Below are 20,908 nucleotides of genomic sequence, written 5' to 3'. Positions count from 1 at the left end.
TCGTTCACGCATGCTCGGGCATGCGTCAGCGGCGGAAACACTCGACACCTACGCGGACCTGTTCGACGACGATCTCGACGGCGTCGCGCACGCCGTCGACGCAGCTCGCCACGCCGCCGTCATCCGGTGGCAGGAGTCGGAACCAAGCCGGGGCAAACAGCTGCCGCCGCAGCTCCCAGCGCACCCCGGAGGCCCATCCATCGGATGAAGCCGTCTCGAACGGTTTTTCTCGTTTTTTGCTCACGAGCCGCCCCAAGACAAGGAAGAAGCCCCGCGATCCCTGTAAACACAAGGGATCGCGGGGCTTCTCAGCTGGCGGTGACGGTGGGATTTGAACCCACGGTAGGGGGTTACCCTACACAACTTTTCGAGAGTTGCACCTTCGGCCGCTCGGACACGTCACCGCCGACCAGCTTACGTCACGCCGGGCCGAGCCGCCAATCCGCCCCGGCCAGCACCTGTCACCCATCCTGCGTGTCTCACTTATGCACGCGACAGGCACCGCCAGCGTGAATAACCGAGACACGCATGCGGTGGCCCGCCGACCATCACCGCCCGAACGCTCCCGGAGCAGCACCCCCATCTCCACGTGTCTCACTTGTGCACGCTCATCGAGTCCCTCGCGTGCACAAGTGAGACACGGATGGCAGGGGGGGCGCAACCCGCGCGATAGCCGCGTTCAGCGCGCGAGGGCAGCGACTCCCGCGATCAGCTCGACCGCACGGGCGGGCTCGTCGATCCCGGCGGCGAAGACATAGGTCGCCGCGAAGCCCGCATCCGACAGCGCATCGACGCGGGTCGCGACCTCGTCCGACGTCGAGGTCGGGTTGATCGCGATCATCGCGGTCTTCTCGATCTCGTCGTAGTCGCGGCCGACGGTGTCACAATGCGCGCGCAGCACGTCAAGCTTGTGGGTCGGCACCTCCGCCATGGCCGACAGGTTGCAGGCATCGGCATACTGCGCGACGAGCTTGAGGGTCTTCTTCTCTCCCCCGCCGCCGATCATCAGATACGGCTTGGTCACGTTCTGCGGCGAGTTCAGGGTGCGCTCTAGCTGCCAGATCGCTCCCTCGTAGGGCTCTTCGGAGTCCGACCACATCTGCAGGCAGATCTGGATCGTCTCCTCGAGCTCACGGAAACGCTGCGCGACGGGCGGGAACGCGATGCCGAGTCCCTTGCACTCCTCCTCGTTCCACGCGGCGCCGATGCCGAGCCCGACCCGGCCGCCGGAGAGCACGTTCAGCGTGGTGATCTGCTTGGCGAGCAGCGACGGATGCCGGTAGATCACACCCGTGACGAGGGTGTGCAGCAGCGCCTTCTCGGTGTGAGCGGCGATGAAGCCGAGCGTGGCGTACGCCTCGAGCATCTCGTGCTCGACCGGACCGATGCCCGGCAGCTGCCAGAAGTGGTCCATCACGGTGATGCGCTGGATGCCGGCTGCCTCTGCGTTGCGCACGTGGGCGGCGAGCGCGGGGCCGAGCTGGGCGGGACCGCTCTTCCAGGTGAAGTCCGCGATGTGGATGCCGAATTCCATGGGCCCGTCCCGTCCGGACGGATGCCGCATCCGCCCTCCGCCGATCAGGGTACGACCGCGGCAGCACCCCGGGGGCGGATGCGGGTGAACTCATCGGAACATGATCGCAACGCGTCACAGCCGCCACCTCGACGCGCCGGGTATTCTCCGGGCGAACATAACCGCGCGCGGCACCCCCGGCGCCTGCCAGACTGGGGACATGTCTGCCATCGAGAACTCTAAGCTCACCGTCGTCGGCGCTGGCAGCGTCGGCTCCAGCGTCGCGTACGCCGCCCTCATCCGCGGCTCCGCACGCCACGTCGCCCTCTACGACATCGCGACGGAGAAGGCCGAGGCCGAGGTGCTCGATCTCGCGCACGGCACGCAGTTCACCGGCACGAGCGACATCATCGGCGGCAGTGACCTCTCGGTCGTCGAGGGCTCACACGTCGTCGTCATCACCGCCGGCGCCAAGCAGCGTCCGGGTCAGACGCGCATCGAGCTCGCCGGCACGAACGCCAACATCATCAAGTCGATGATGCCGCAGCTGCTCGAGGTCGCGCCCAACGCGATCTACGTCATCGTGACGAACCCGTGCGACGTGCTCACCGTGCTCGCCCAGGAGGCCACGGGCCTGCCCGTCGAGCGCATCTTCGCCTCCGGCACCGTGCTCGACACCTCGCGTCTGCGCTGGAAGCTCGCGCAGCGCGCCGGCGTCTCGCCCTCGAGCGTGCACGCCTACATCATCGGCGAGCACGGCGACACCGAGTTCCCGCTGTGGTCCAGCGCATCCATCGGTACCGTGCCGATCCTCGACTGGCAGACGCCGACGCACGACCGTGTGACGGTCGACGAGCTCGACGAGATCGCGGTCGACGTGCGTGACGCCGCCTACAAGGTGATCCAGGGCAAGGGCGCGACCAACTACGCGATCGGCCTGTCGAGCGCCCGCATCGTGGAGGCGATCCTGCAGGACGAGCACGCGGTCATGCCGGTGTCGACCGTGCTGCACGGCTACCACGGCATCGACGGCGTCGCCCTCTCCGTGCCCTCGATCGTGAGCGCGTCGGGCGCGGTGCCGATCCCCGAGACGGCGTTTAGCCCGAACGAGCTGGGGCTGCTCCGACGCTCGGCCGACGCGCTGCGCGAGGTCGCCGCATCCCTGCGCTGATCGCATGATCGAGCTGGCGAACGCCACCTGGACCGAGGTCCGCGACTTCCTCGCATCCGGAACGCGCATCGCGGTGCTCCCCTTCGGCGCGCTCGAGCAGCACGGTCCGCATCTGCCACTGTCGACCGACACGCTGCAGGCGGATGCGGTCGCCCGCCGCCTCGCCGGCGCGCTGGATGCGGCGCTCCTGCCGTCCGTGGCCTACGGCAACACGTGGAGCAACGACGCACTGCCGGGCACCGTCTCGATCAGCGCCGACACGGTCACTGCCCTGTGCGCGGACATCGCCGCATCCCTTGATCGCGCCGGCTACGCGCTGCTCGTGGTGGTCAACGGCGACTTCGGCAACCGCCTGCCGCTGCAGCGGGCGGCCGAGCGCGCCGCCGCGACCGGACAGCGGATGCCGGTGGTCGTGCTCGACTACCCCGGACTGGTGGAGATCGGGGACGCCGTGAAGGAGTCGCCCTGGGCGGCGCCGGGCCTCTGCCACGCCGATGAGCTCGAGACGTCGATGGTGCTGGCTGTCGCCCCTGCCCTCGTGCATGCCGAGCGGTACTCCGCCGCCTACCCGAAGCTGCCCGCGGACTTCGGGCTGCGTCAGATGCCGCTCGCGCCCCTGTCACCGACCGGGGTGTTCGGCGACCCGCGCCCCGCGACCGCGCAGAAGGGCGAGCGGATCCTCGCGCACGTGGCCGCGGAGAGCGAGCGCATCGTCCGTCAGGTGCTCGCCGCCCTCGACCCCGCCTGAGGTAGTAACCAGGACCCGGGCTTCCCTCGGGCTCGGCGCCGAAGCTTCCGCTGTCCGCTCCCCCTCCCGCATCCGTGTCTCACTTATGCACGCTCCCGAGCCCGTGAGCGTGCACGTTTGAGACACCGAGGGCGGCCCGTCATGTCCGTGTCTCACTTGTGCACGCTGCGGGGCGGTTCAGCGTACACAACTGAGACACACACCGCCCCACACGCCACCGCCTCGCATCCGTGTCTCACTTATGCACGCTCCCGAGCCCGTGAGCGTGCACGTTTGAGACACGCACCGCCCGAGAACCACCGCCTCGCACCCGTGTCTCACTCATGCGCGTTCCAGGGTGCTCGGACGTGCACGTTTGAGACACCGAGGGTGGGCCCCCATGTCCGTGTCTCAGTTGTGCACGACGCGGGCCCTCTCGACGTGAACAAGTGAGACACGCAGGGCAGCGCGCCCACGAGCATGCGCCGGCCCCCGCTCACACCCCACGCCCGCACGCCCCACAAAATGCGCGCAACAGGGCACCCGCACCACGCACCCGCACCCGGGCGGCGGTCAGTCGGCGGCGGCGCCGGGGATCGCGCCGATCAGCTCGCGCGTGTAGGGGTCGGCCGGGGCATCGAAGATGCGCTCGGCCGTCGCCTGCTCCAGGATGCGGCCGCCGCGCATCACGGCGACGCGGTCGGAGATCTGGCGGATCACCCCGAGGTCGTGCGAGATGAAGAGGTAGGTCAGGCCGTGCTCGGCCTGCAGGTCGACGAGCAGCTGCAGCACCTGCTCCTGCACCGAGACGTCGAGAGCGGAGACCGGCTCGTCGAGCACGATGAGCTCCGGACGCAGGGCGATGGCGCGGGCGATCGCGACGCGCTGACGCTGGCCGCCCGAGAGCTGAGCGGGACGCCGGGTGAGCAGGTCGTTCGACAGACGCACCTGCCCGAGCAGGTCGCGCACGATCGAGCTGCGCTCGGCACGAGGCACACCGAAGGCCTGCAACGGCTCCGCGATCAGCTTCGCCACGCTCATACGCGGATCGAGCGAGCCGAACGGATTCTGATAGACGACCTGGATGCGCCGGCGCAGCTCCCGCAGCGCCGACCCCCGCAGGTCGGTAATGTCCTCGCCGTCGAAACGGATCTCGCCCTCGTCGCTCGGGATGATCCTGGCGACCATGCGCGCCGTCGTGCTCTTTCCCGAGCCGGACTCGCCGACGAGAGAGAAGGTCGTCCCGCGGGCGACCGAGAAGTCCACCGCCTCGACGGCGCGGATGCCGCGGGCACCGCCGTAGGTCTTGCCGAGGCCCGAGACCTGCAGCAGCGGCGCGCCCGTGTCGGGGACGACGCGGTCCACCACGCTCGCCGACGGGACCAGTCGTCGCGCGTTGAGGCCGGGCGCTGCGGCGACCAGACGCCGCGTGTACGGATGCGAGGGGTCGGCCAGCACGAGCTCCGCCGGACCGCTTTCGACGATCTCGCCCTTCTCCACCACGACGATGCGATCGGCGCGGTCGGCGGCGACCGCCAGATCGTGGGTCACGAGCAGCACGGCGGTGCCGTGCGCCTCGGCGAGGGCCTGCATCCGATCGAGCACGTGACGCTGCACGGTCGCATCCAGCGCGCTGGTCGGCTCGTCCGCGATCACGAGCGCGGGCTCGCACGCCCACGCGATGCCGATGAGGATGCGCTGGCGGAGGCCGCCCGAGAGCTCGTGCGGGTACTGCCCCGCTCGCAGCTCGGCCTCGGGCACGCCCACCTCGGTGATGATCTCGACGGCGCGGCGGGCCGCATCCGCCCGCGACAGGCCGCGGTGGCGGCGCAGCGTCTCGGCGATCTGCTCGCCCACGCGCATCAGGGGGTTCAGGCTATGGGACGGGTCCTGCGGCACGAAGCCGATCCGTCCGCCCCGGATGCGGCGCAGCGCCGACGCCGATGCCGTGGTGATCTCGGTGCCGTCGAAGACGATCGACCCGCCGCGCACGTGCGCCTCGGCGGGTAGGAGCTTCACGAGCGCGTGGGCGATCGTGCTCTTGCCGGACCCCGACTCGCCGACGACCGCGACGATCTCGCCCGGGTTCACCTCGAGGTCGATGCCGCGCAGGGCGCTGTGGGCACGGCGACCTGTGCCGTAGTCGACGCGCAGATCCGTGACGCGCAGCAGAGGAGCGGTCATCGGTCACCTCCGATGAAGCGGGCGACGCGGTTGACGGAGAGGACGACCGCGAGGATGACGGCGCCGGGCATCAGGCTCAGCCAGGGCGCGATGGCGACGAAGTCGCGCCCTGCCGACACGAGCGCGCCCCATTCGGGCGCCGGCGGCTGGGCGCCGAATCCGAGGAAGCTCAACGCCGACACCGACAGGATGGCGAGGGCGAGCTCGAGCGAGGCCATCGCGATGATGGGCCGCGCCGCGTTCGGCATGACGTGACGCACCAAGATCGCGGGGCCGCGGGCGCCGAGCGTGCGCGCGGCCTCGACGTACTCCTCGCTGCGCACGCGCAGCACCTGCGAGCGCATCACGCGGGCGAAGGATCCCGCCGTGCCGAGTCCGACGCCGAGGGCGATCGAGAGCGGGCCGAAGCCGAGCGAGGCGACGACGATGAGCGCGAGCAGGATGCCGGGGATCGCGATGAGCACGTCGACGAAGCGCATGACCACGAAGTCGAGCGGCCCGCCGACGTAGCCGCAGACGAGACCGACGATCGAGCCGATCAGCACACCCGCGACGACGGCGAGCACAGCGGAGGACAGCGAGAGCTGCGCGCCATAGATCACCCGCGAGAACACGTCGCGCGCGAGATGGTCGGTGCCGAACAGGTGCTCCGCGCTCGGCGGCTCGAGCCGGGCGGTGCCCACCGAGTCGTACGGATCGTACGGGGCGAGCAGCTGCGGGGCGACGACCGCGACGAGCGTCAGCAGCAGCAGCAGGAGAGAGAGCAGAAGGCCGGGTCTGCGCAGGATGCTCATCGCGCACCCGCCTTTCGTCCGACGAGGCGCGTTCGGGTACGCGGGTCGATCACGCCGTAGAGGCCGTCGACGATGAGGGTCACGATGGCGTACACGGTCGCCACGACCACCACCACACCCAGGACCACGTTCACGTCGCGGGCGAGCACGGCGTCGACGGTGAGCCGGCCGATGCCGTCGCGGGAGAAGACGGTCTCGACCACGGCGGTGCCGCCGGCGAGGTAGCCGATCTGCAGGCCGATGATCGTGATGGAGGGCAGCAGGGCGTTGCGCAGCACGTGCCGCACCACGACCGTGCGCTGCGCGAGGCCCTTCGCGTTCGCCGTGAAGACGAAGGGGCTGGCGCCCGCGTCGAATACCGCGGCCGAGAAGACCTGGAAGAAGATGGCTCCGGTCGGCAGTGCCAGGGTGATGCCCGGCAGCACGACGCTCACGAAGCCGTTCGTCCCGGATGCGGGGAACCACCCGAGGCCGAACGAGAACACGCTGATGAGCACGAGGCCCGACAGGAACGCCGGGATCGCGATGCCCAGCGGCGGGATCTGGGTGACGAACGCCCGCATCCACGCGGGCCGGGCGACGTAGGCCCAGACGGTGAAGGCGAGGGCCGCGACGAAGCCCACCACGAGGGCGAACACGGCCACCGCGGCGGTGTTCGGGAACGCCCGGCCGATCATCTCCACGACGGGCTGTCCTGTCGCGATCGAGATGCCGAGGTCGCCGCGGAAGAGGGCGAGGAAGTTGACGATGTACTGCTGCCAGACCGGCCCGTCCAGCCCGTAGCGCTCGCGGAGCGCCGCGAGCTGGGCGGGGTCGGTCGTGGTGGCGTCGCCGCCGCGCAGCGAGAGCGCGGCGAGGACGGGGTCCCCGGGCAGCGCGTGGATCAGCAGGAAGGCGACGGTGTAGGTCGCCCAGATCACGAAGAGGCACTGCACGATCTTCGGGATCAGGAAGCGGGCGATCGCCTGTGCCCGCCCTCCCGCTGGGGCCACGCGCTGCTCGGGGATGGTCATCAGTTCGAGACCACCGCGGCGTCGTAGAGGTGCAGACGCGAGGCCGAGTCGAAGGTGATGCCCTCGACGCCGGCGCGCGAGCCGTGCAGCTGCACGGTCTCCAGCGTCGGGATCACGTACGCGCGCTCGGCGACGATCTGCTGGATCTCGTCGACGAGCTTCTGACGGGCGTTGACGTCGGCGGTCTGCGCCTGCTCCTGCAGCAGACCCTCGAGCTCGGCGTCGTCGACGATGCCCCAACGAGCGGGGGATGCGGTCGACAGCAGGGTACGCAGCGCGTCGGGGTCGGTGCGCGTCAGGCCTGCGCCGAGGGCGTCGTAGTCGCCCGAGGCGATGGCACCGAAGAAGTCACCCGAGGAGACCATCTTCAGCTGCATGTCGATGCCGATCTCCTTCAGCTGGATCTGCGCCGCCTCGAGCACGTCCTGCGCGTAGAACGCCGTGACCGTGAAGGTGAGCGGCTGGCCGTCCTTCGCGTAGATGCCGTCGGAGCCGAGCGTCCACCCGTCGTCCTCGAGCAGCTTCTTGGCCGCATCCGCGTCGAACGCGAGGGTGTCGCCGAGATCGATGTAGCCGGGCGTCGAGGAGGTCAGCACGCTCGTGGGCGCCTTGCCGCTCATGGAGCCGGCGAGCACGTTGATCTTGTCGCGATCGAGGCCCTTGGTGACCGCCTGGCGCACCGCCTCGTCGGCGAGCACGCCGCGCGAGGTGTTGACGACGAGCGAGTTGGGAACGCCCGGGTTCGCCTTGGCGTAGAGGTGGTACTTGTCGCCGGCGAAGCGCGCCTCATCCACGTAGGGCACGTCCTGGATGACGTCGTACTCGCCGGACTCGAGACCGCCGGTGCGCACCGAGGGCTCGGTGATGATCGGGAAGGTGACCGAGTCGAGGTAGGCCTCGCCCTCGTGACCGCGCAGCGTCGACGCCCAGTCGTAGCCGTCGCGCTTGACGATCTTCACGGCGTCGTTGGGCACGTACGAGTCGAGCACGAACGGACCGGTGCCGACGACGGCCTGGCAGCGCGCCTCCGCGGTCTCGGCGACCGTGGCGGGCGAGAGGATGCCGAGCGACATCGTGGTGGCGCCCTGCTGGAACTGCACGTTGGGAGCCGAGAAGTTCACCGTGAACTCGGTGTCGCTCTTCACATCGGTGCCCGCGTATCCGGCGAGGTAGCCGTTGGCGAGGGATGCCGAGGCTCCGAGCGCCTTGATCGCGTCGAAGTTCGCGGCGACCGCCTCGGAGGTCAGCGGGGTGCCGTCGCTGAAGGTGACGCCGTCGCGCAGCGTGAAGGTGTAGGACGTGAGGTCGTCCGCGACCGACCAGTCGCTCGCCAGCCACGGCACGATCTCACCGGTGTCGGGGTTCTGGTCGAGCAGGGAGTCGGTCAGCTGGCGGCCGACGATGAGCGAGGTGGTCACCGACGTCTGCTGCGGGTCGAGGCAGGTCGGGTCTTCCTTGAGCGCGAAGACGATGTCCTGCGGCAGGTCGGCGGCGGGGGTCGCGGAGTCGGCGGCGGGCGCCGAAGCGGCGCAGCCGGCGAGGGTCGCGACGGCGAGCCCTGCGAGAAGCGGGAGGGCGACGCGTCGGGCGCCGCCGGATCGGATGAGGGTCACGGGATCTCCTTGATGCGGGGAAGGGGTCGGGTGGTGCATAGGGGGAGGTCAGAGGGGCAGCGTGCCGGCAACGAGCTCGCCGCGCGCGACGACCGCCACGAGGTTCTCGGGGCGCAGGGTCTCGATGTCCTGCCACGGCTTGCCGCGCACCACGAGGAAGTCGGCCCCGAGGCCCGCCTTGAGGCGTCCCGTCGTGCCGGTCAGACGCACCGCATCCGCAGCATCCGAGGTGCCCGCGACGAGCGCGCGCTCGGAGCTCCACGAGAACGCGGTCTTCATGAGACGGAGCTCCTCGAGCTGGTCGCCGAAGCGCACCATGACGCCGTTCGCGTCAGTGCCGAGCACGAAGCGCACGCCGGCCGCAGCCGCACCCGTGAAGTTGGCGTCGCGCTCGATCACCACGGCGCGCGCCTTCTCGGCCGCCTCGTCGCTGACCGGGATGCGGCGATCGGCGATCGCATCGTTGATGAGCAGAGTGGGCGCGACCGGCACGTTGCGCTCGATCAGGGTCTCCCAGTGGCGCTCCTCGATGCCGGTGCCGTGCTCGAGCGAGTCGACCTCGAACCGCAGGGCGATGTCCACGCCCTCCGCGCTGTGCGTGTGGGCGGCCACGAGCATGCCGAGGGCGTGCGCCTCGTCGACGGTCGCGGCGATCTCCGCATCCGTCTGGTTGCGCCAGCCGACCTTGTCGCCCATCGAGAGCACGCCACCGCTCGTGTAGATCTTGATGCCGTCCGCACCGGCGCGCGCCCACTGGCGTACGAGCTTGCGGCACTCGTCGGGCGAGTCGGCCACCGGCGGGCGGTGCGGGTAGTGGGGCGGTGTGAAGAGGTCGCCGTGACCGGCGGTCATCCCGACGGGGCCGTGCACGAGCAGGCGGGGACCGGGGATGAGGCCGGCCTCCAGCGCACGGGCGACGGCGTACTGCACCTCGCTGCCGGAGAGGTCTCGCAGGGTCGTGACGCCCGCGGCAGCGGCTCGTCGGGCGTGCGCGGCGACGTGGAGGGAACGCTCGGCGGCCGGGGTGATGAGGGGCCACGTGAGCCAATCGGCGCCGGGGGTCGCGGATGCGTCGAGGTGCACGTGCGTGTCGATCAGCCCGGGGATGAGGCTGTACTCGGTCGCGCCCGCTGCGCTTTCTACGGCCGTGATGCGCCCGTCCTGCCAGGACAGACGCGCCGCGCCGCGGTCGCGTTCGCCGTCCCAGACGTGGAGGACGGGGGTGGTGACAGGCGAAGACACGGCGATCTCCCGGGGGGCGAGGAGGGCAAGAGGGGACGGGGCGGGCGACGCTGACCGATCGTCACGATACCGAGGAACATGGCCGACAAATCGACAAGTGTTGACATACGGCGGAATATTTACCGAAGCGAAACACGAGCAACACGCAGGAAATCGCCGTCGGAGATGATCTGAGCAAGAGATCCCGCGCCGTGGGAACGCTCACTTATCGACAAGCCGCCCGACAGGAGCTTTCATGCAGACCGCCGAGATCCAGACCGGGCGTCGTGTCGTCGTGGTCCTCGAACCCGGGGACGAGATCCTCACCTCACTCGCCGACGCCTGCCGTCGGCACGGCATCGCTCAGGCGGCGATCTCGACCTTCAGCGGCGCGTTCCGCACCGTGCGCCTCATCGCGGCCGAGACACCGGTCGCGGATCCCGAAGCGCCCATGCCGACCGCCGTCGACGTGCCCTACACCGAGGGACTCGGCTCGGGCACGATCACAACCGCATCCGATGGCGCCCTCGTCGTCCACGTGCACGTGGCGGTCGGGGTGAAGGACGACGCCGCCCGCGCCTACGCCGGACACCTGCTCTCGGGCGAGACGCACTACGTCGTCGAGGTGGTGCTGGACGAGATCCTCTCCCCCACGCTCGAGCGGCGTCCGCATCCGGGATCCGCGGGAATTCCGATCCTGCGACTCGCGACCGCGACTACGCCATGATGATCTCAGCCGTGCTCGCGACCAGGAGGGTCCCGCTGTGACGTATCTGCCGCTGCCTCGCCCGCTCGGCGATCGCGCCCATCTGCGCGTTCTGCACGGACTGCTGCGATTCGTGCGCGAGGCCGCCGCCAGCCGCACTCCCCTGCCGGGCGAGCTGGAGCTGACCGCGCGCCTCGAGTGCACGCGGCAGCAGCTGCGCAACGCGATGGCCAGCCTCGAGGCGCAGGGCATCGTCCGCCGGCGACAGGGTTCGGTGACCACCGTGGATCCGATCGCGCTGCGGTTGAGCGTGCGGCTGGAGGAGCAGTTCGAGCACACCGACCTGCTGGACCGCCTCGGCTACCAGTCGGAGGTCGAGACGCTCTCCAGCGGCACGAGGACCCTCGGTCCTGATGTGGGTGCGCTCATGGAGTTGGCGGCCGAGATGCCCGCACTCGCCGTGCGCAAGCGCTGGCGGGCCGACGGCGTCGTGGCGATGATCGCCGACGATCTGCTGCCGCTCGACGGCGCGGAGCGCACCTTCGACCCCGACGAGTCCGTCTTCACCGCCGCGGCGAAGGTCTGGGGCGAACCCGTGATCTGGGAGGTGTCGACGCCGGGCGTGACGACCCTCCACGGCGAACTCGCCGCGCTGTTCGAGCGGGCGGAGGGCTCGCCGGTGATGACCTCCGAGATCGTGGGGATCGGCGCGAGCGGGCGGCGGCTCATGCACAGCTTCGAGTACCACGCGCCCGACATCGTGTCGTATTCGCTCGTGCGCACCGTCCGCCCGCCCTGGGGCGGCGCCTGAGCCCGGCATCCGCGCCCGCATCCGCACGTTCCGGCCGCGGTCACCGTACGGACGCTTCCCGAGACCGTTCGCCTGTCACAGATCGCGCCTTCCGCGTCGATCTGTGACAGGCGAGCGAGGGAGCTGCGTGCTCACCTGTCACAGGCGGCGCTTCGCGGCTCGATCTGTGGCAGGGGAGGCAGCCGGGGTCACCCAAGCGGGCGCGAGCCCGGGCAGGGGAGAACCGGACGGGAGGCGGCGGGACACGGCGGGAGGGCGAGCGGGTCCACCGCCGCCGCGGGGCTCAGACCCAGAAGCCGACGTGCGCCTTCGCGGCCTCGTCCTCGAGCAGCGGGCCGACGACCTCGATCTCGCGCTGACCGCGGGCGAACACCTCGCGACAGGGCAGTGAGAACGTCGGGTTCTCGGGGTGGTCGCCCGTGAGCTCGAGCAGGCGGTGCTCGCTGAGCGCGTAGACCACACGGTCGATACCGCACCAGTAGGCGGCGCCGGAGCACATCGCACACGGCTCAGCGCTCGTGAACAGGGTCGAGCCCTTCATCCCGTCCGCGCCCAGCACCCGGAACGCCGCAGCGACCGCCTGCAGCTCGGCGTGCTGAGTGGGATCGCCCTCCGGCGGCAGCGAGTTGTTGCCGCACGAGGAGACGACCTCGCCCGCGGCGCTCACGACGATCGAGCCGAACGGATGCGTGCCGTGCGCGACCGCGTCTTCGGCGACCCGGATGCTCTGGCGCAGATGGGCGAGGTCGGCCTCTGTCAGTGGATGCGTCACGAATCTCTCCTTGTGAACAAGTGCTACGAACCGACTTTCACCGTAGCGGCCGAATCCGCCAAAATCCGGGGTGAGCATTACGCGGGTGTTACAAGTCGCGAACGAGATTCGCTCCACTTGTCGACAAGTCGCGCGAAGCGGATAGCGTGCCGCTGTACCTCCCACCCGCATCCGAAAGGGACCCATGTCGCAGAACCACGTCGCACGCATCGACGAGACGGTGATCCGCGCGCTGCCCAAGGCCGAGGTGCACGTGCACCTCGAGGGCACGTTCTCGCTGCTCGACATGCTGACGCTGGCGAAGGAGAACGACGTCGCCCTGCCCGGGCCCGCCGCAACGCTCTTCGACATCTCCACGCACGACGCCTTCGCCGCCCCCGAGGTCACCACCGGCGGCGGTGCAGGAGCGGGCTCAGCCGGACTCAGCGGCTTCCTCCGGTTCCTGGACTGGCAGTGCGGGCTGGTACGCACCCCGTCGCAGGCGGCCCGTGTGGCGTACGCGTTCGCCGTACGTCAGAGTGCGTCGGGCATCCGCTACAGCGACGTCATCGTCAACCCGACGCACTGGAACGCGTGGCGCGGCCGCGAGCTCGACCTGCTCGACGCGTTCGGTGCCGGTTTCGACGAGGCGGAGCAGGACGGCCTCTGCCAGGTGGGCGTCGCCTACTCCCTGCTGCGCAACCAGTCCGGTGCCGAGGCGGAGCGTCTGGTCGGCGAGCTCGTCGCCGCCAGACCGCGTCGCGTGATCGCCCTGTCCGTCGACGGCGACGAGAAGGTCACCGGCCGCACAGGCGAGAAGTTCCGCGGCGCGTTCGCGCTGGCCGCATCCGCGGGTCTGCACCGCACCGTGCACGCCGGGGAGTCGAGCGGGCCCGAGGGCGTGTGGGATGCGGTCGAACTGCTGCAGGCGGAGCGCATCGACCACGGCGTGCGGTCCATCGAGGATCCGGCCCTCATCGACCGGCTCATCACCGACGGCATCAGCCTCGGCGTGTGCCCGCGCTCGAACCTCACGCTCGGCATCTACCCCGACTGGGACTCCCACCCTCTTCCGCGTCTGCTCGACGCGGGCGTCTCGGTCACTCTGAACACGGACGACCCGGCTCCGCTGGGCACCACGCTCGAGGCAGACTGGGCGGTGGCGGCCGAGCAGTTCGGCTTCGACTACGCCGATCTGGTCGGCTTCGCCGCGCGCTCGATCGACGCGTCGTTCGCCGACGTCGACACGAAGAGCCGGCTGCACGCCGAGCTCGCGGCCGTGAGCGAGGTCGCCCCGGTATGAGCGGTCGCCGTCGCCTGTTGCTCCTGGCCGCCGCGTGCGGCGCAGGAGCCGTCGTCGTGGCGACGGCACTGACGGGCGCCGCCCTGGTCCGCTCCGACGACACCGTCGAGCTCGCACCCCTCGTCGCCGGGTGGAACGCGCACTGGCAGGTCACCGGAACGAAGTCCGAGCCGCTGTACACCGAACGCATCGACGTGCGCCGCGACGACGACGCGTTCGAGGCGCGCATCGAGGTCATCGGTCAGGGCGACACCGCCCTCGGAACGCAGCTCAGCGCCGTCTCGGTGGATGCGGCCGGCACGATCGCCTGGACCGAGGGCTGCACCAAGAGCGCGGCGGACTGCGCCGACGACCCGCAGCTGCGCGGCTTCCTCGCGACGGCCGCGCTCGTCTCCCTGGACCGCCAGGGCCGTCTGCCCGCCACCGGGACGGCCCGCACACTGCACGGCACCCCGGTCGTCTGTGTGGCGGATGCCGCGCTGCACCCGGATGCGGCCGCCGCCGACGTCCGGCTCGACCCGTGCTTCGACCGCGCCACCGGAGCCGTGCTCGCGCACTGGTCGCCCGACAGCGCGGCCTTCGTGGGAGCCACCCTCGCTCCCGGCTTTACCGTCTCGACCACCTGACCCCCACCACCCGAACCCGCCACACCCACCCGAAAGGACACCGCAATGCGTCTTCGCCCCCTCCTCGCCGCGGCCGTCGCCGCGACGGCCGCGCTCGCACTCGCCGGTTGCTCCGGTACCGCCGACGCCACATCGTCCTCCGCCGCATCCGACCACGTGATCCGCGTCGGCGCCCTCACCCCCGGCAACGCGAACGACGGCGCCTTCAACCAGGCGCTGGCCGACGCCCTCGCCAAGCTCCAGGACGAAGGCCTCATCACGTACGAGCTGCGCGAGCAGATGGCCGACCCTGCCACCAGCGAACCGGTCGTGGCCGACTTCGCCAGCCAGGGCTTCGACCTGGTCATCGGGCACGGCATCGAGCTCGGCGACGCGATCTTCTCCGTCGCCAAGGACTTCCCCGACACCCACTTCACCGCCTCGGGCGGCGCTGACATCCTCGACAAGTACACCGACAACGTCGAGACCTGGACCTACAGCACACCCGAGGTGGGATACCTCTCCGGTTACATCGCGGGTCTCACCCAGGCATCGCCGATCGGACGCGTGGAGAGCCTGGAGCTGGACTTCGTGAAGGCGACGGACTCCTTCTTCCAGCAGGGAGCCCTCGCGGCCAACCCGTCGGCCGAGCTGCTCCCGGTCGTCTACGCCGGAAGCTTCGACGACGCCGAGGCCGCCGCATCCGCGACCACGGGTCTCATCGGCCAGGGCGCGAAGCTCGTCTACACGACCGGCGACGGCATCGCCGCCGGTGTCGGTGCCGCGGCGTCCAAGGCGGGCGTCCTCTCGGTGGGCGTCTCCCCCGCCGCCGGTGCCGAGGCGCTCAAGACCAACGTGTCCACGGTCGATCTCGACATGTACCCGATCGTCAAGGCCTGGGTCGAAGAGGTCGCCGACGAGAAGTTCGGCGGCAAGGGCGTCACCTCGACCCTCGAGAACGGCGGCCTGACCTACCAGGAGATCAACAGCGTCGACGGTGCCGTGCCGGCCGACGTCGCTTCGAAGGTCGACGAGCTGATCGCGGGTCTCAAAGACGGAAGTGTCACCATCTCCTGATGACCACCCCCACCCCCGGGACCGACCGGGCGCTCGTCGCCCGGTCGGTCTCCAAGAGCTTCGGCGCCGTCCACGCCCTGGACGCCGTCGACTTCGCCGTGCGCGCCGGGACCGTGCACGCGCTCGTCGGCGAGAACGGCGCAGGCAAGTCGACGCTCGCCAAGATCCTCGCCGGCATCGAGTCGGCGGATGCGGGCACGATGACGCTCGATGAGACCTCCTACGCCCCCCGCGACCGCGCCGCCGGCAAGGCGCGCGGAGTGAACATGGTCCCCCAGCAGCTGAGCCTGGTGGGCGAGTTGAGTCTCGTGGAGAACCTCCTGCTCGTCGGCTCGAGGCGCATCACCCGTCGCGGCGCCGCGCGGGCGGTCCTCGCCGACACCCTCGAGCGCGCCGGTGTGAGCGTCGAGCTCGACGTTCCGACCGCCAGACTGAGCCAGGCGCACCGCCAGCTCGGCGAGATCGTCGTCGCCCTCGCCGAGGGCGCGACGACCCTCATCCTGGATGAGCCCACCGCCAGCCTCGGCCCCCGCGAAGTGGGGGGCCTGTTCGAGCATCTGCGCACGCTCTGCGGTCTGGGTACCGCGATCGTTCTCATCACGCACCGCCTCGAGGAGGTGCGTGCGGTCGCCGACGAGGTGACCGTCCTCTCGCACGGACGCCGCGTGCACCACGGCCCCGCGCGCGGTCTCTCCGCCGCCGAGGTCGCGAGGCTCATGGTCGGCGACCTCGAAGAGCCCGCCCCGCGCGCGCACCGGATCCCGGGTGAGACGGTGCTGGCGGTGCACGGCGTCCGCGCCTCGTCCGAGACGGATGCGGCGCTGGCGGATGTGTCACTCGAGCTTCGCGCAGGAGAGATCGTCGGCATCGCGGGCGTCGCCGGCAGCGGACAGAACACGCTCATCGACGTGCTCGCAGGGCTGCGGGCACCGACATCCGGATCCCTCGTGTTCGCGGGTCGCACGGCGCCCTCCGCCGTCGAGCTGCTGCGCGGGGGCGTGGCGTGGATCCCCGAGGAGCGCAGCGACGCGCTCGTTCCCGCACTCTCGCTCGGCGACACGCTGGGACTCTACGAGGCGGCGCGCGGCGCCGGCACCGACCGCCGCGCCCGCGGCGCGGCCCGGGCTTCGGCCGGCGAGCGCCTCACCGCGTTCGATGTGCGCCCCGCCGTCGCGACGCTCGCCGCCGGCGGCCTGTCCGGCGGCAACCAGCAGAAGCTTCTGGCCGCGCGCGAGCTCGGTCATGTCTGGCCCGGGGGCGCGCCGCGCGTCGTCCTCGCCTACGGCCCGACCCAGGGGCTGGACCTGCGGGCGGCTCAGGCCATCCGCGACCGGCTCGTCCAGGCTGCCGAGGCGGGGGCGGCCGTCGCCGTCGCCTCGCACGATCTCGACGAGATCCGCGGTCTCGCCGACCGCATCGTCGTCGTCTTCGACGGACGCATCGTCGCAGACCTGCCCGCGCAGGCGGCGACGACCGCGCGCATCGGCGCCGCGATGGCAGGAATCGACCCCGTGGAGGAACCCTCATGACCGACTTCACCGACCTGCTGCCGACGACCGAGGAGCTCGTACACCTACGCGCCGTCGCGGCGGGGCACGCGGCGCCCGACCTGATCGTGCGTGGTGGACTCGTGCAGTCCCCCGGAACCGAGGAGTGGCTCGAGCGTGACGTGCTCATCGCGGGGCGGCACATCGCGACGCTGACGCCCTGGAACCACATCCCGACGGTGGGCACCGAGATCGACGCACGCGGATGCCACGTCGTGCCGGGCTTCATCGACACCCACCTGCACGTCGAGTACACGAACCTGACGCCCGGCGAGCTCGCCCGTCTCTCGGTCGCCCGCGGCACCACCACCGTGCTCACCGACCCGAACGGCGCGGCGAACGTCTGGGGAGCGCGCGGGATGGATCTGGCGTTGTCCACCACGACGCCACTGCACGTGTTCCAGCAGGTCTCACCGACCACCCCGACCTCGTTCGCGCTCGAGCGCGGCGGCGCCGTCATCGAAGAAGGGGTCGTCCGCGCGCGCCTGCACGACGACAACACCGCGACGCTCGGCGAATCCAACCCGTTCGACTACGGCGAGCTCTCCACCGGCCGGTTCCGCGAGGCGCTCGTGGCCGGTCGCCGGCTCACCGGTCACACGGCGGCGCAGACCCACGAGTCGCTCTGGGGCTACCTGGCGGCCGGCATCAGCGACGACCACAACGCCTCGACCGTCGACGAGGTGCTGGAGCGCACGCGCCTCGGCGCGATGATCACGGTCATGGGATCGTCGCTGGCCGACAACACCGTTCCCCTCTTCGCCGACCTCGACGCGATCGAGCCGGCGCTGCGCCACCTGGCCTTCTGCGCCGACGACAAGCACGCGCTCGACCTGCACACGCAGGGCCACATCGACCACCATGTGCGCCAGGCGATCCGTTTCGGCATCGATCCGCAGCTCGCGTACCGCATGGCGACGACGCAGCCCGCGCACTACTACCGCCTCGACCAGGCGCTCGGCCTGCTCGCCCCCTCCCGTCTCGCGGACCTGCAGGTCATCCGGAATCTCGCCGACGTGCGGCCGGAGGTCGTCGTCGTCGCCGGACGTGTCGTCGCCGAGGACGGCGTGGCCCTCTTCGAGAACACCGACGTGCTGCCCGACTGGGCGCGCGACACCGTGCACCTGCCGGAGCAGCTCCCGGCGGATCTGCTCACCGTCGCGGCCCCCGAGGGCGCCTCGCGTGTGCGGGTGCGTGCGATGGAGATGTACGACGGCTACTTCAAGCGGGAGTTCACCGCATCCCTTCCGGTCGTGGACGGCCAGGTCGTGTCGGACCCCTCGCAGGACGTGCTGAAGATCGCGGTCGTCGACCGCCACCACGGCGAGGCGCTCGCGGGCCACGGGTTCGTGAAGGGCTTCGGCCTCGGCCGCGGCGCGATCGCGATCACGATGAACTGCCCGAACATGAACATCGCGGTCGTGGGCGCCGATGACGACGACATGCGTCTCGCTGTCGCCGAGCTCGGGCGCATGGGCGGCGGGTTCGTGACGGTCGCCGACGGCGAAGTCCTCGCCCGCGTCGCACTGCCCGTGGGCGGCATGATGAGCGACGCCCCGTTCGAAGAGACCGCCGCGGCCCTCGCGGCCGGGCATGCGGCGACCCACGAGCTGGGCTGCACGATCGCCTCGCCGTACATCATCCTTTCGTTCGTGGGGCTGTACGTGGTCCCCGACCTCGGCCTGACCGAACTCGGCCTGATCGACGCGGCGACGCAGCAGTTCGTCGACGTGCTCGTCCCGGGACCCGTCGACGCCTGCGGCCACGACCCCGAGGAGCACGCGTGATCCGTTCCTCCCGGATGCGGTCCGTCGCCCTCACCGGCGGTGTGGTCGCCGTGGTCGTTCTGGTGGCGATCGCACTCATCCTCTTCGCCGGCGCCGACCCGCTCACGGGGCTGCGCGGGCTGGTGGAGGGCGTCTCCAGCTCGCCGTACCGCGTGGGCGAGCTGCTCGTGGGAGCGGCTCCCGTGGCGATCGTCGCGCTGACGCTGATCCCCGCGCTCCGGGCCGGCGTGTTCTCGGTCGGCGCCGAGGGCCAGGTCACGATGGGCGCGATCTTCGCGACCGCCGCCATCCTGTGGGTGCGCGATGTGACGGCGGATGCAGCCCCCGCCATCCTCTACGCGCTGGTCGGGTTCGTCGCCGGCGCCGTCGGCGGGGCGGCCTTCGCTCTGGTGCCCGCCTGGCTCGCCGTGCGCTGGCGGGTCAACGTGATCCTCTCGACCCTGCTCCTGAACTACGTGGCCACGGGCTTCCTCGGTTGGACGCTGCGCACGTGGCTCGCCAGCGGCGAGGCGACGGCGACACCGCAGAGCGAGCGCCTGCCCGAGGCGGCGGCCCTTCCCGCCCTCATCCCCGGCACCCGCGCGCACGTCGGCATCCTGCTCGTCGTGGTGGCCGTGGTGCTGTTCGAGTGGTGGCGCCGCTCACGGCAGGCCACCCGGGTCGCCGTCTTCGCGGAACGTCCCGCCCTCGCGCTGCGCCTGGGTGCGACCAGGCAGCGCACCCTCTACGGCACCATGCTCGTCTCCGGCGCCGGTGCCGGTGTCGTCGGATGGCTGCAGATCGCGGGCGTCAACGAGCGTCTGCTCGGCTCGGTCTCGGGCGGCGTCGGGTTCTCCGGGCTCGCCGTGGCCCTGCTCGGCGGCCTGCTTCCCGCCGGCATCGCCGTCGCGGCCGTCTTCTTCTCCGCCCTCACTGTCGGCGCGGTCGGGATGCAGTCGGCGACCGGAACGATCCCGTCATCCATCGCGGAGGTCATCAAGGGCGTGCTGCTGCTGGGCGTCGCGGTGATCGCCGCGTCGCGGCCGGGGCTGGTCGCTCCCGCGCATCCGGGACCGGCTCCGGCGCCCGACGACGGCGCGTTCTCCGCCGAGGAGATCACGGATGCGGCGGCCGCATCCGGCGAACCCGTCGTCGAGGCCGGGACCGCTGCCGAGGAGGGCACCCGATGACCATCGCACTCTGGGCGTCGATCCTCGCCGGCGCCATCGCCCTGGCCGCGCCCCTCGTGATCGCGGGGATCGGCGAGGGCTTCGTCGAACGCGCGGGACGACTCAACCTCGGCATCGAGGGCATGATGATCCTCGGCGCGTTCACCGCCATCTACGTCGGCAGCTCGTTCGGCCCCTGGCTCGGCCTCGTCGCCGGCGCGGTCGTCGGCATCGCCCTGGCGCTGCTCATGAACGTGCTGGTCTACACGCTCAAGGCGAACGAGATCGTCGTCGGCCTCGCGATCACCATGCTGGGCCTAGGGCTCTCGACCTACCTGTTCCAGCTCTGGATCCCCGCCGGCCGCACGAACGTGAGCGTTCCGACGATCTCGTCGATCGATCTGGGCCTGCTCACCGACATCCCGCTCATCGGACCGGCATTGTTCGGACAGAGCCCCCTCGTGTACGCGACGCTCGTGCTGCTGGCTGCGGCCTGGCTCGTCATGCGCTTCACCCGCTTCGGCCTGCAGGTGCGTGCCACCGGCTCCGACCCCGCATCCGCGGCCCTGCGCGGCGTACGCCCGCGAAGCGTCGGGGCACGGGCACTGCTCATCGGCGGCGCGACGGCCGGCCTCGCCGGCGCCGTGATCGCCGTCGGGGCGATCGGCTCGTTCACGCCCAACATGACGGCGGGACGCGGCTACATCGTGCTCGCGATCGTCATCATGGGCCGGATGAACCCGATCGGAATCGCGCTGGGCGCGCTGCTGTTCGGCTTCCTCCAGAGCTTCTCATTGCTCTCGCAGTCGACCAGCATCCAGCTTCCCAGCGAGCTCTACACGGCGCTGCCGTACCTTGTCACCCTCGTCGTGCTCGTGCTCACCTCCCGCGCCCAACTGCGCCGTCAGCTGTCCCACCTTCGCCTGTCCTGACCTGA

Annotated in this window: 19 protein-coding genes and 1 tRNA gene; 11 read left to right on the top strand and 9 right to left on the bottom strand. The window is 70.7% G+C overall.

Features of this window, described 5'->3' with window-relative positions:
* Positions 1 to 25 precede the first annotated feature (25 nt).
* From KYX17_RS32465 to KYX17_RS25295, 3 genes are all read right to left on the bottom strand, one after another.
* On the bottom strand, positions 26 to 244 hold the full coding sequence (locus tag KYX17_RS32465; RefSeq protein ID WP_374208991.1) for a hypothetical protein: 219 nt from the start codon (positions 242 to 244) through the stop codon (positions 26 to 28).
* Between the two features lie 69 nt (positions 245 to 313).
* Positions 314 to 404, bottom strand: a tRNA-Ser gene (locus KYX17_RS25300).
* A gap of 275 nt (positions 405 to 679) precedes the next feature.
* Positions 680 to 1,534, bottom strand: a complete 855-nt coding sequence (locus KYX17_RS25295; RefSeq protein WP_243231018.1) for an LLM class F420-dependent oxidoreductase — start codon at positions 1,532 to 1,534, stop codon at positions 680 to 682.
* A 199-nt stretch (positions 1,535 to 1,733) separates the two neighbouring features.
* Here KYX17_RS25295 and KYX17_RS25290 point away from each other — a divergent pair, with 199 nt between their 5' ends.
* Complete coding sequence (locus KYX17_RS25290; protein ID WP_243231015.1) at positions 1,734 to 2,684, top strand: L-lactate dehydrogenase; 951 nt, start codon at positions 1,734 to 1,736, stop codon at positions 2,682 to 2,684.
* Positions 2,685 to 2,688: 4 nt separating this feature from the next.
* Entirely contained in the window at positions 2,689 to 3,432 is a 744-nt protein-coding gene (locus tag KYX17_RS25285) for a creatininase family protein (RefSeq protein ID WP_243231013.1), read from the top strand.
* A gap of 552 nt (positions 3,433 to 3,984) precedes the next feature.
* Here the strand turns inward: KYX17_RS25285 and KYX17_RS25280 are convergent.
* Genes KYX17_RS25280 through KYX17_RS25260 form a run of 5 tightly spaced genes read right to left on the bottom strand, consistent with a single transcriptional unit; the run spans position 3,985 to position 10,257 of the window.
* Positions 3,985 to 5,595, bottom strand: coding sequence for an ABC transporter ATP-binding protein (locus tag KYX17_RS25280; protein ID WP_243231012.1), 1,611 nt, complete (start codon positions 5,593 to 5,595; stop codon positions 3,985 to 3,987).
* Entirely contained in the window at positions 5,592 to 6,389 is a 798-nt protein-coding gene (locus KYX17_RS25275; protein ID WP_243231011.1) for an ABC transporter permease, read from the bottom strand. The genes KYX17_RS25280 and KYX17_RS25275 overlap by 4 nt, the downstream gene beginning before the upstream one ends.
* Positions 6,386 to 7,402, bottom strand: a complete 1,017-nt coding sequence (locus KYX17_RS25270; protein ID WP_243231009.1) for an ABC transporter permease — start codon at positions 7,400 to 7,402, stop codon at positions 6,386 to 6,388. Before KYX17_RS25270 ends, KYX17_RS25275 begins: the two co-directional genes overlap by 4 nt.
* On the bottom strand, positions 7,402 to 9,015 hold the full coding sequence (locus tag KYX17_RS25265) for an ABC transporter substrate-binding protein (RefSeq protein WP_243231008.1): 1,614 nt from the start codon (positions 9,013 to 9,015) through the stop codon (positions 7,402 to 7,404). The genes KYX17_RS25270 and KYX17_RS25265 overlap by 1 nt, the downstream gene beginning before the upstream one ends.
* A gap of 48 nt (positions 9,016 to 9,063) precedes the next feature.
* A complete protein-coding gene (locus tag KYX17_RS25260; protein WP_243231007.1) occupies positions 9,064 to 10,257 on the bottom strand; it encodes an amidohydrolase family protein in 1,194 nt (397 codons plus the stop codon).
* Between the two features lie 235 nt (positions 10,258 to 10,492).
* Between KYX17_RS25260 and KYX17_RS25255 the strand changes: the two genes are divergently transcribed.
* Positions 10,493 to 10,963 carry a PPC domain-containing DNA-binding protein gene (locus KYX17_RS25255; RefSeq protein WP_243231006.1) on the top strand — a complete coding sequence of 157 codons (471 nt, stop codon included), beginning with the start codon at positions 10,493 to 10,495 and terminating at the stop codon, positions 10,961 to 10,963.
* A gap of 37 nt (positions 10,964 to 11,000) precedes the next feature.
* Positions 11,001 to 11,753: a GntR family transcriptional regulator gene (locus KYX17_RS25250; RefSeq protein WP_243231005.1), complete on the top strand. Its 753-nt coding sequence runs from the start codon at positions 11,001 to 11,003 to the stop codon at positions 11,751 to 11,753.
* A 283-nt stretch (positions 11,754 to 12,036) separates the two neighbouring features.
* Here KYX17_RS25250 and KYX17_RS25245 read toward each other — a convergent pair whose 3' ends face one another.
* A complete protein-coding gene (locus tag KYX17_RS25245) occupies positions 12,037 to 12,525 on the bottom strand; it encodes a nucleoside deaminase (protein ID WP_243231004.1) in 489 nt (162 codons plus the stop codon).
* A gap of 184 nt (positions 12,526 to 12,709) precedes the next feature.
* Between KYX17_RS25245 and add the strand changes: the two genes are divergently transcribed.
* Genes add through KYX17_RS25210 form a run of 7 tightly spaced genes read left to right on the top strand, consistent with a single transcriptional unit; the run spans position 12,710 to position 20,903 of the window.
* Positions 12,710 to 13,807, top strand: a complete 1,098-nt coding sequence (add, locus tag KYX17_RS25240) for an adenosine deaminase (protein ID WP_243231003.1) — start codon at positions 12,710 to 12,712, stop codon at positions 13,805 to 13,807.
* Positions 13,804 to 14,433 carry a hypothetical protein gene (locus KYX17_RS25235; protein WP_243231002.1) on the top strand — a complete coding sequence of 210 codons (630 nt, stop codon included), beginning with the start codon at positions 13,804 to 13,806 and terminating at the stop codon, positions 14,431 to 14,433. The genes add and KYX17_RS25235 overlap by 4 nt, the downstream gene beginning before the upstream one ends.
* Before the next feature lie 45 nt (positions 14,434 to 14,478).
* Positions 14,479 to 15,489, top strand: coding sequence for a BMP family protein (locus KYX17_RS25230; RefSeq protein ID WP_243231000.1), 1,011 nt, complete (start codon positions 14,479 to 14,481; stop codon positions 15,487 to 15,489).
* Positions 15,489 to 17,018, top strand: a complete 1,530-nt coding sequence (locus KYX17_RS25225; RefSeq protein ID WP_243230997.1) for an ABC transporter ATP-binding protein — start codon at positions 15,489 to 15,491, stop codon at positions 17,016 to 17,018. The genes KYX17_RS25230 and KYX17_RS25225 overlap by 1 nt, the downstream gene beginning before the upstream one ends.
* Positions 17,015 to 18,823 (top strand): adenine deaminase C-terminal domain-containing protein, encoded by a 1,809-nt coding sequence (locus tag KYX17_RS25220; protein ID WP_243230994.1) that lies wholly within the window; start codon positions 17,015 to 17,017, stop codon positions 18,821 to 18,823. The genes KYX17_RS25225 and KYX17_RS25220 overlap by 4 nt, the downstream gene beginning before the upstream one ends.
* Entirely contained in the window at positions 18,820 to 19,992 is a 1,173-nt protein-coding gene (locus tag KYX17_RS25215; RefSeq protein ID WP_243230990.1) for an ABC transporter permease, read from the top strand. The genes KYX17_RS25220 and KYX17_RS25215 overlap by 4 nt, the downstream gene beginning before the upstream one ends.
* Complete coding sequence (locus KYX17_RS25210; protein WP_243230989.1) at positions 19,989 to 20,903, top strand: ABC transporter permease; 915 nt, start codon at positions 19,989 to 19,991, stop codon at positions 20,901 to 20,903. Before KYX17_RS25215 ends, KYX17_RS25210 begins: the two co-directional genes overlap by 4 nt.
* Positions 20,904 to 20,908: the final 5 nt, after the last annotated feature.

The sequence above is a fragment of the Microbacterium sp. CIAB417 genome (genome assembly GCF_022788845.1).
Note: the sequence above shows the minus strand (reverse complement) of the source record. Positions and strands in the feature narration are given on the sequence as shown.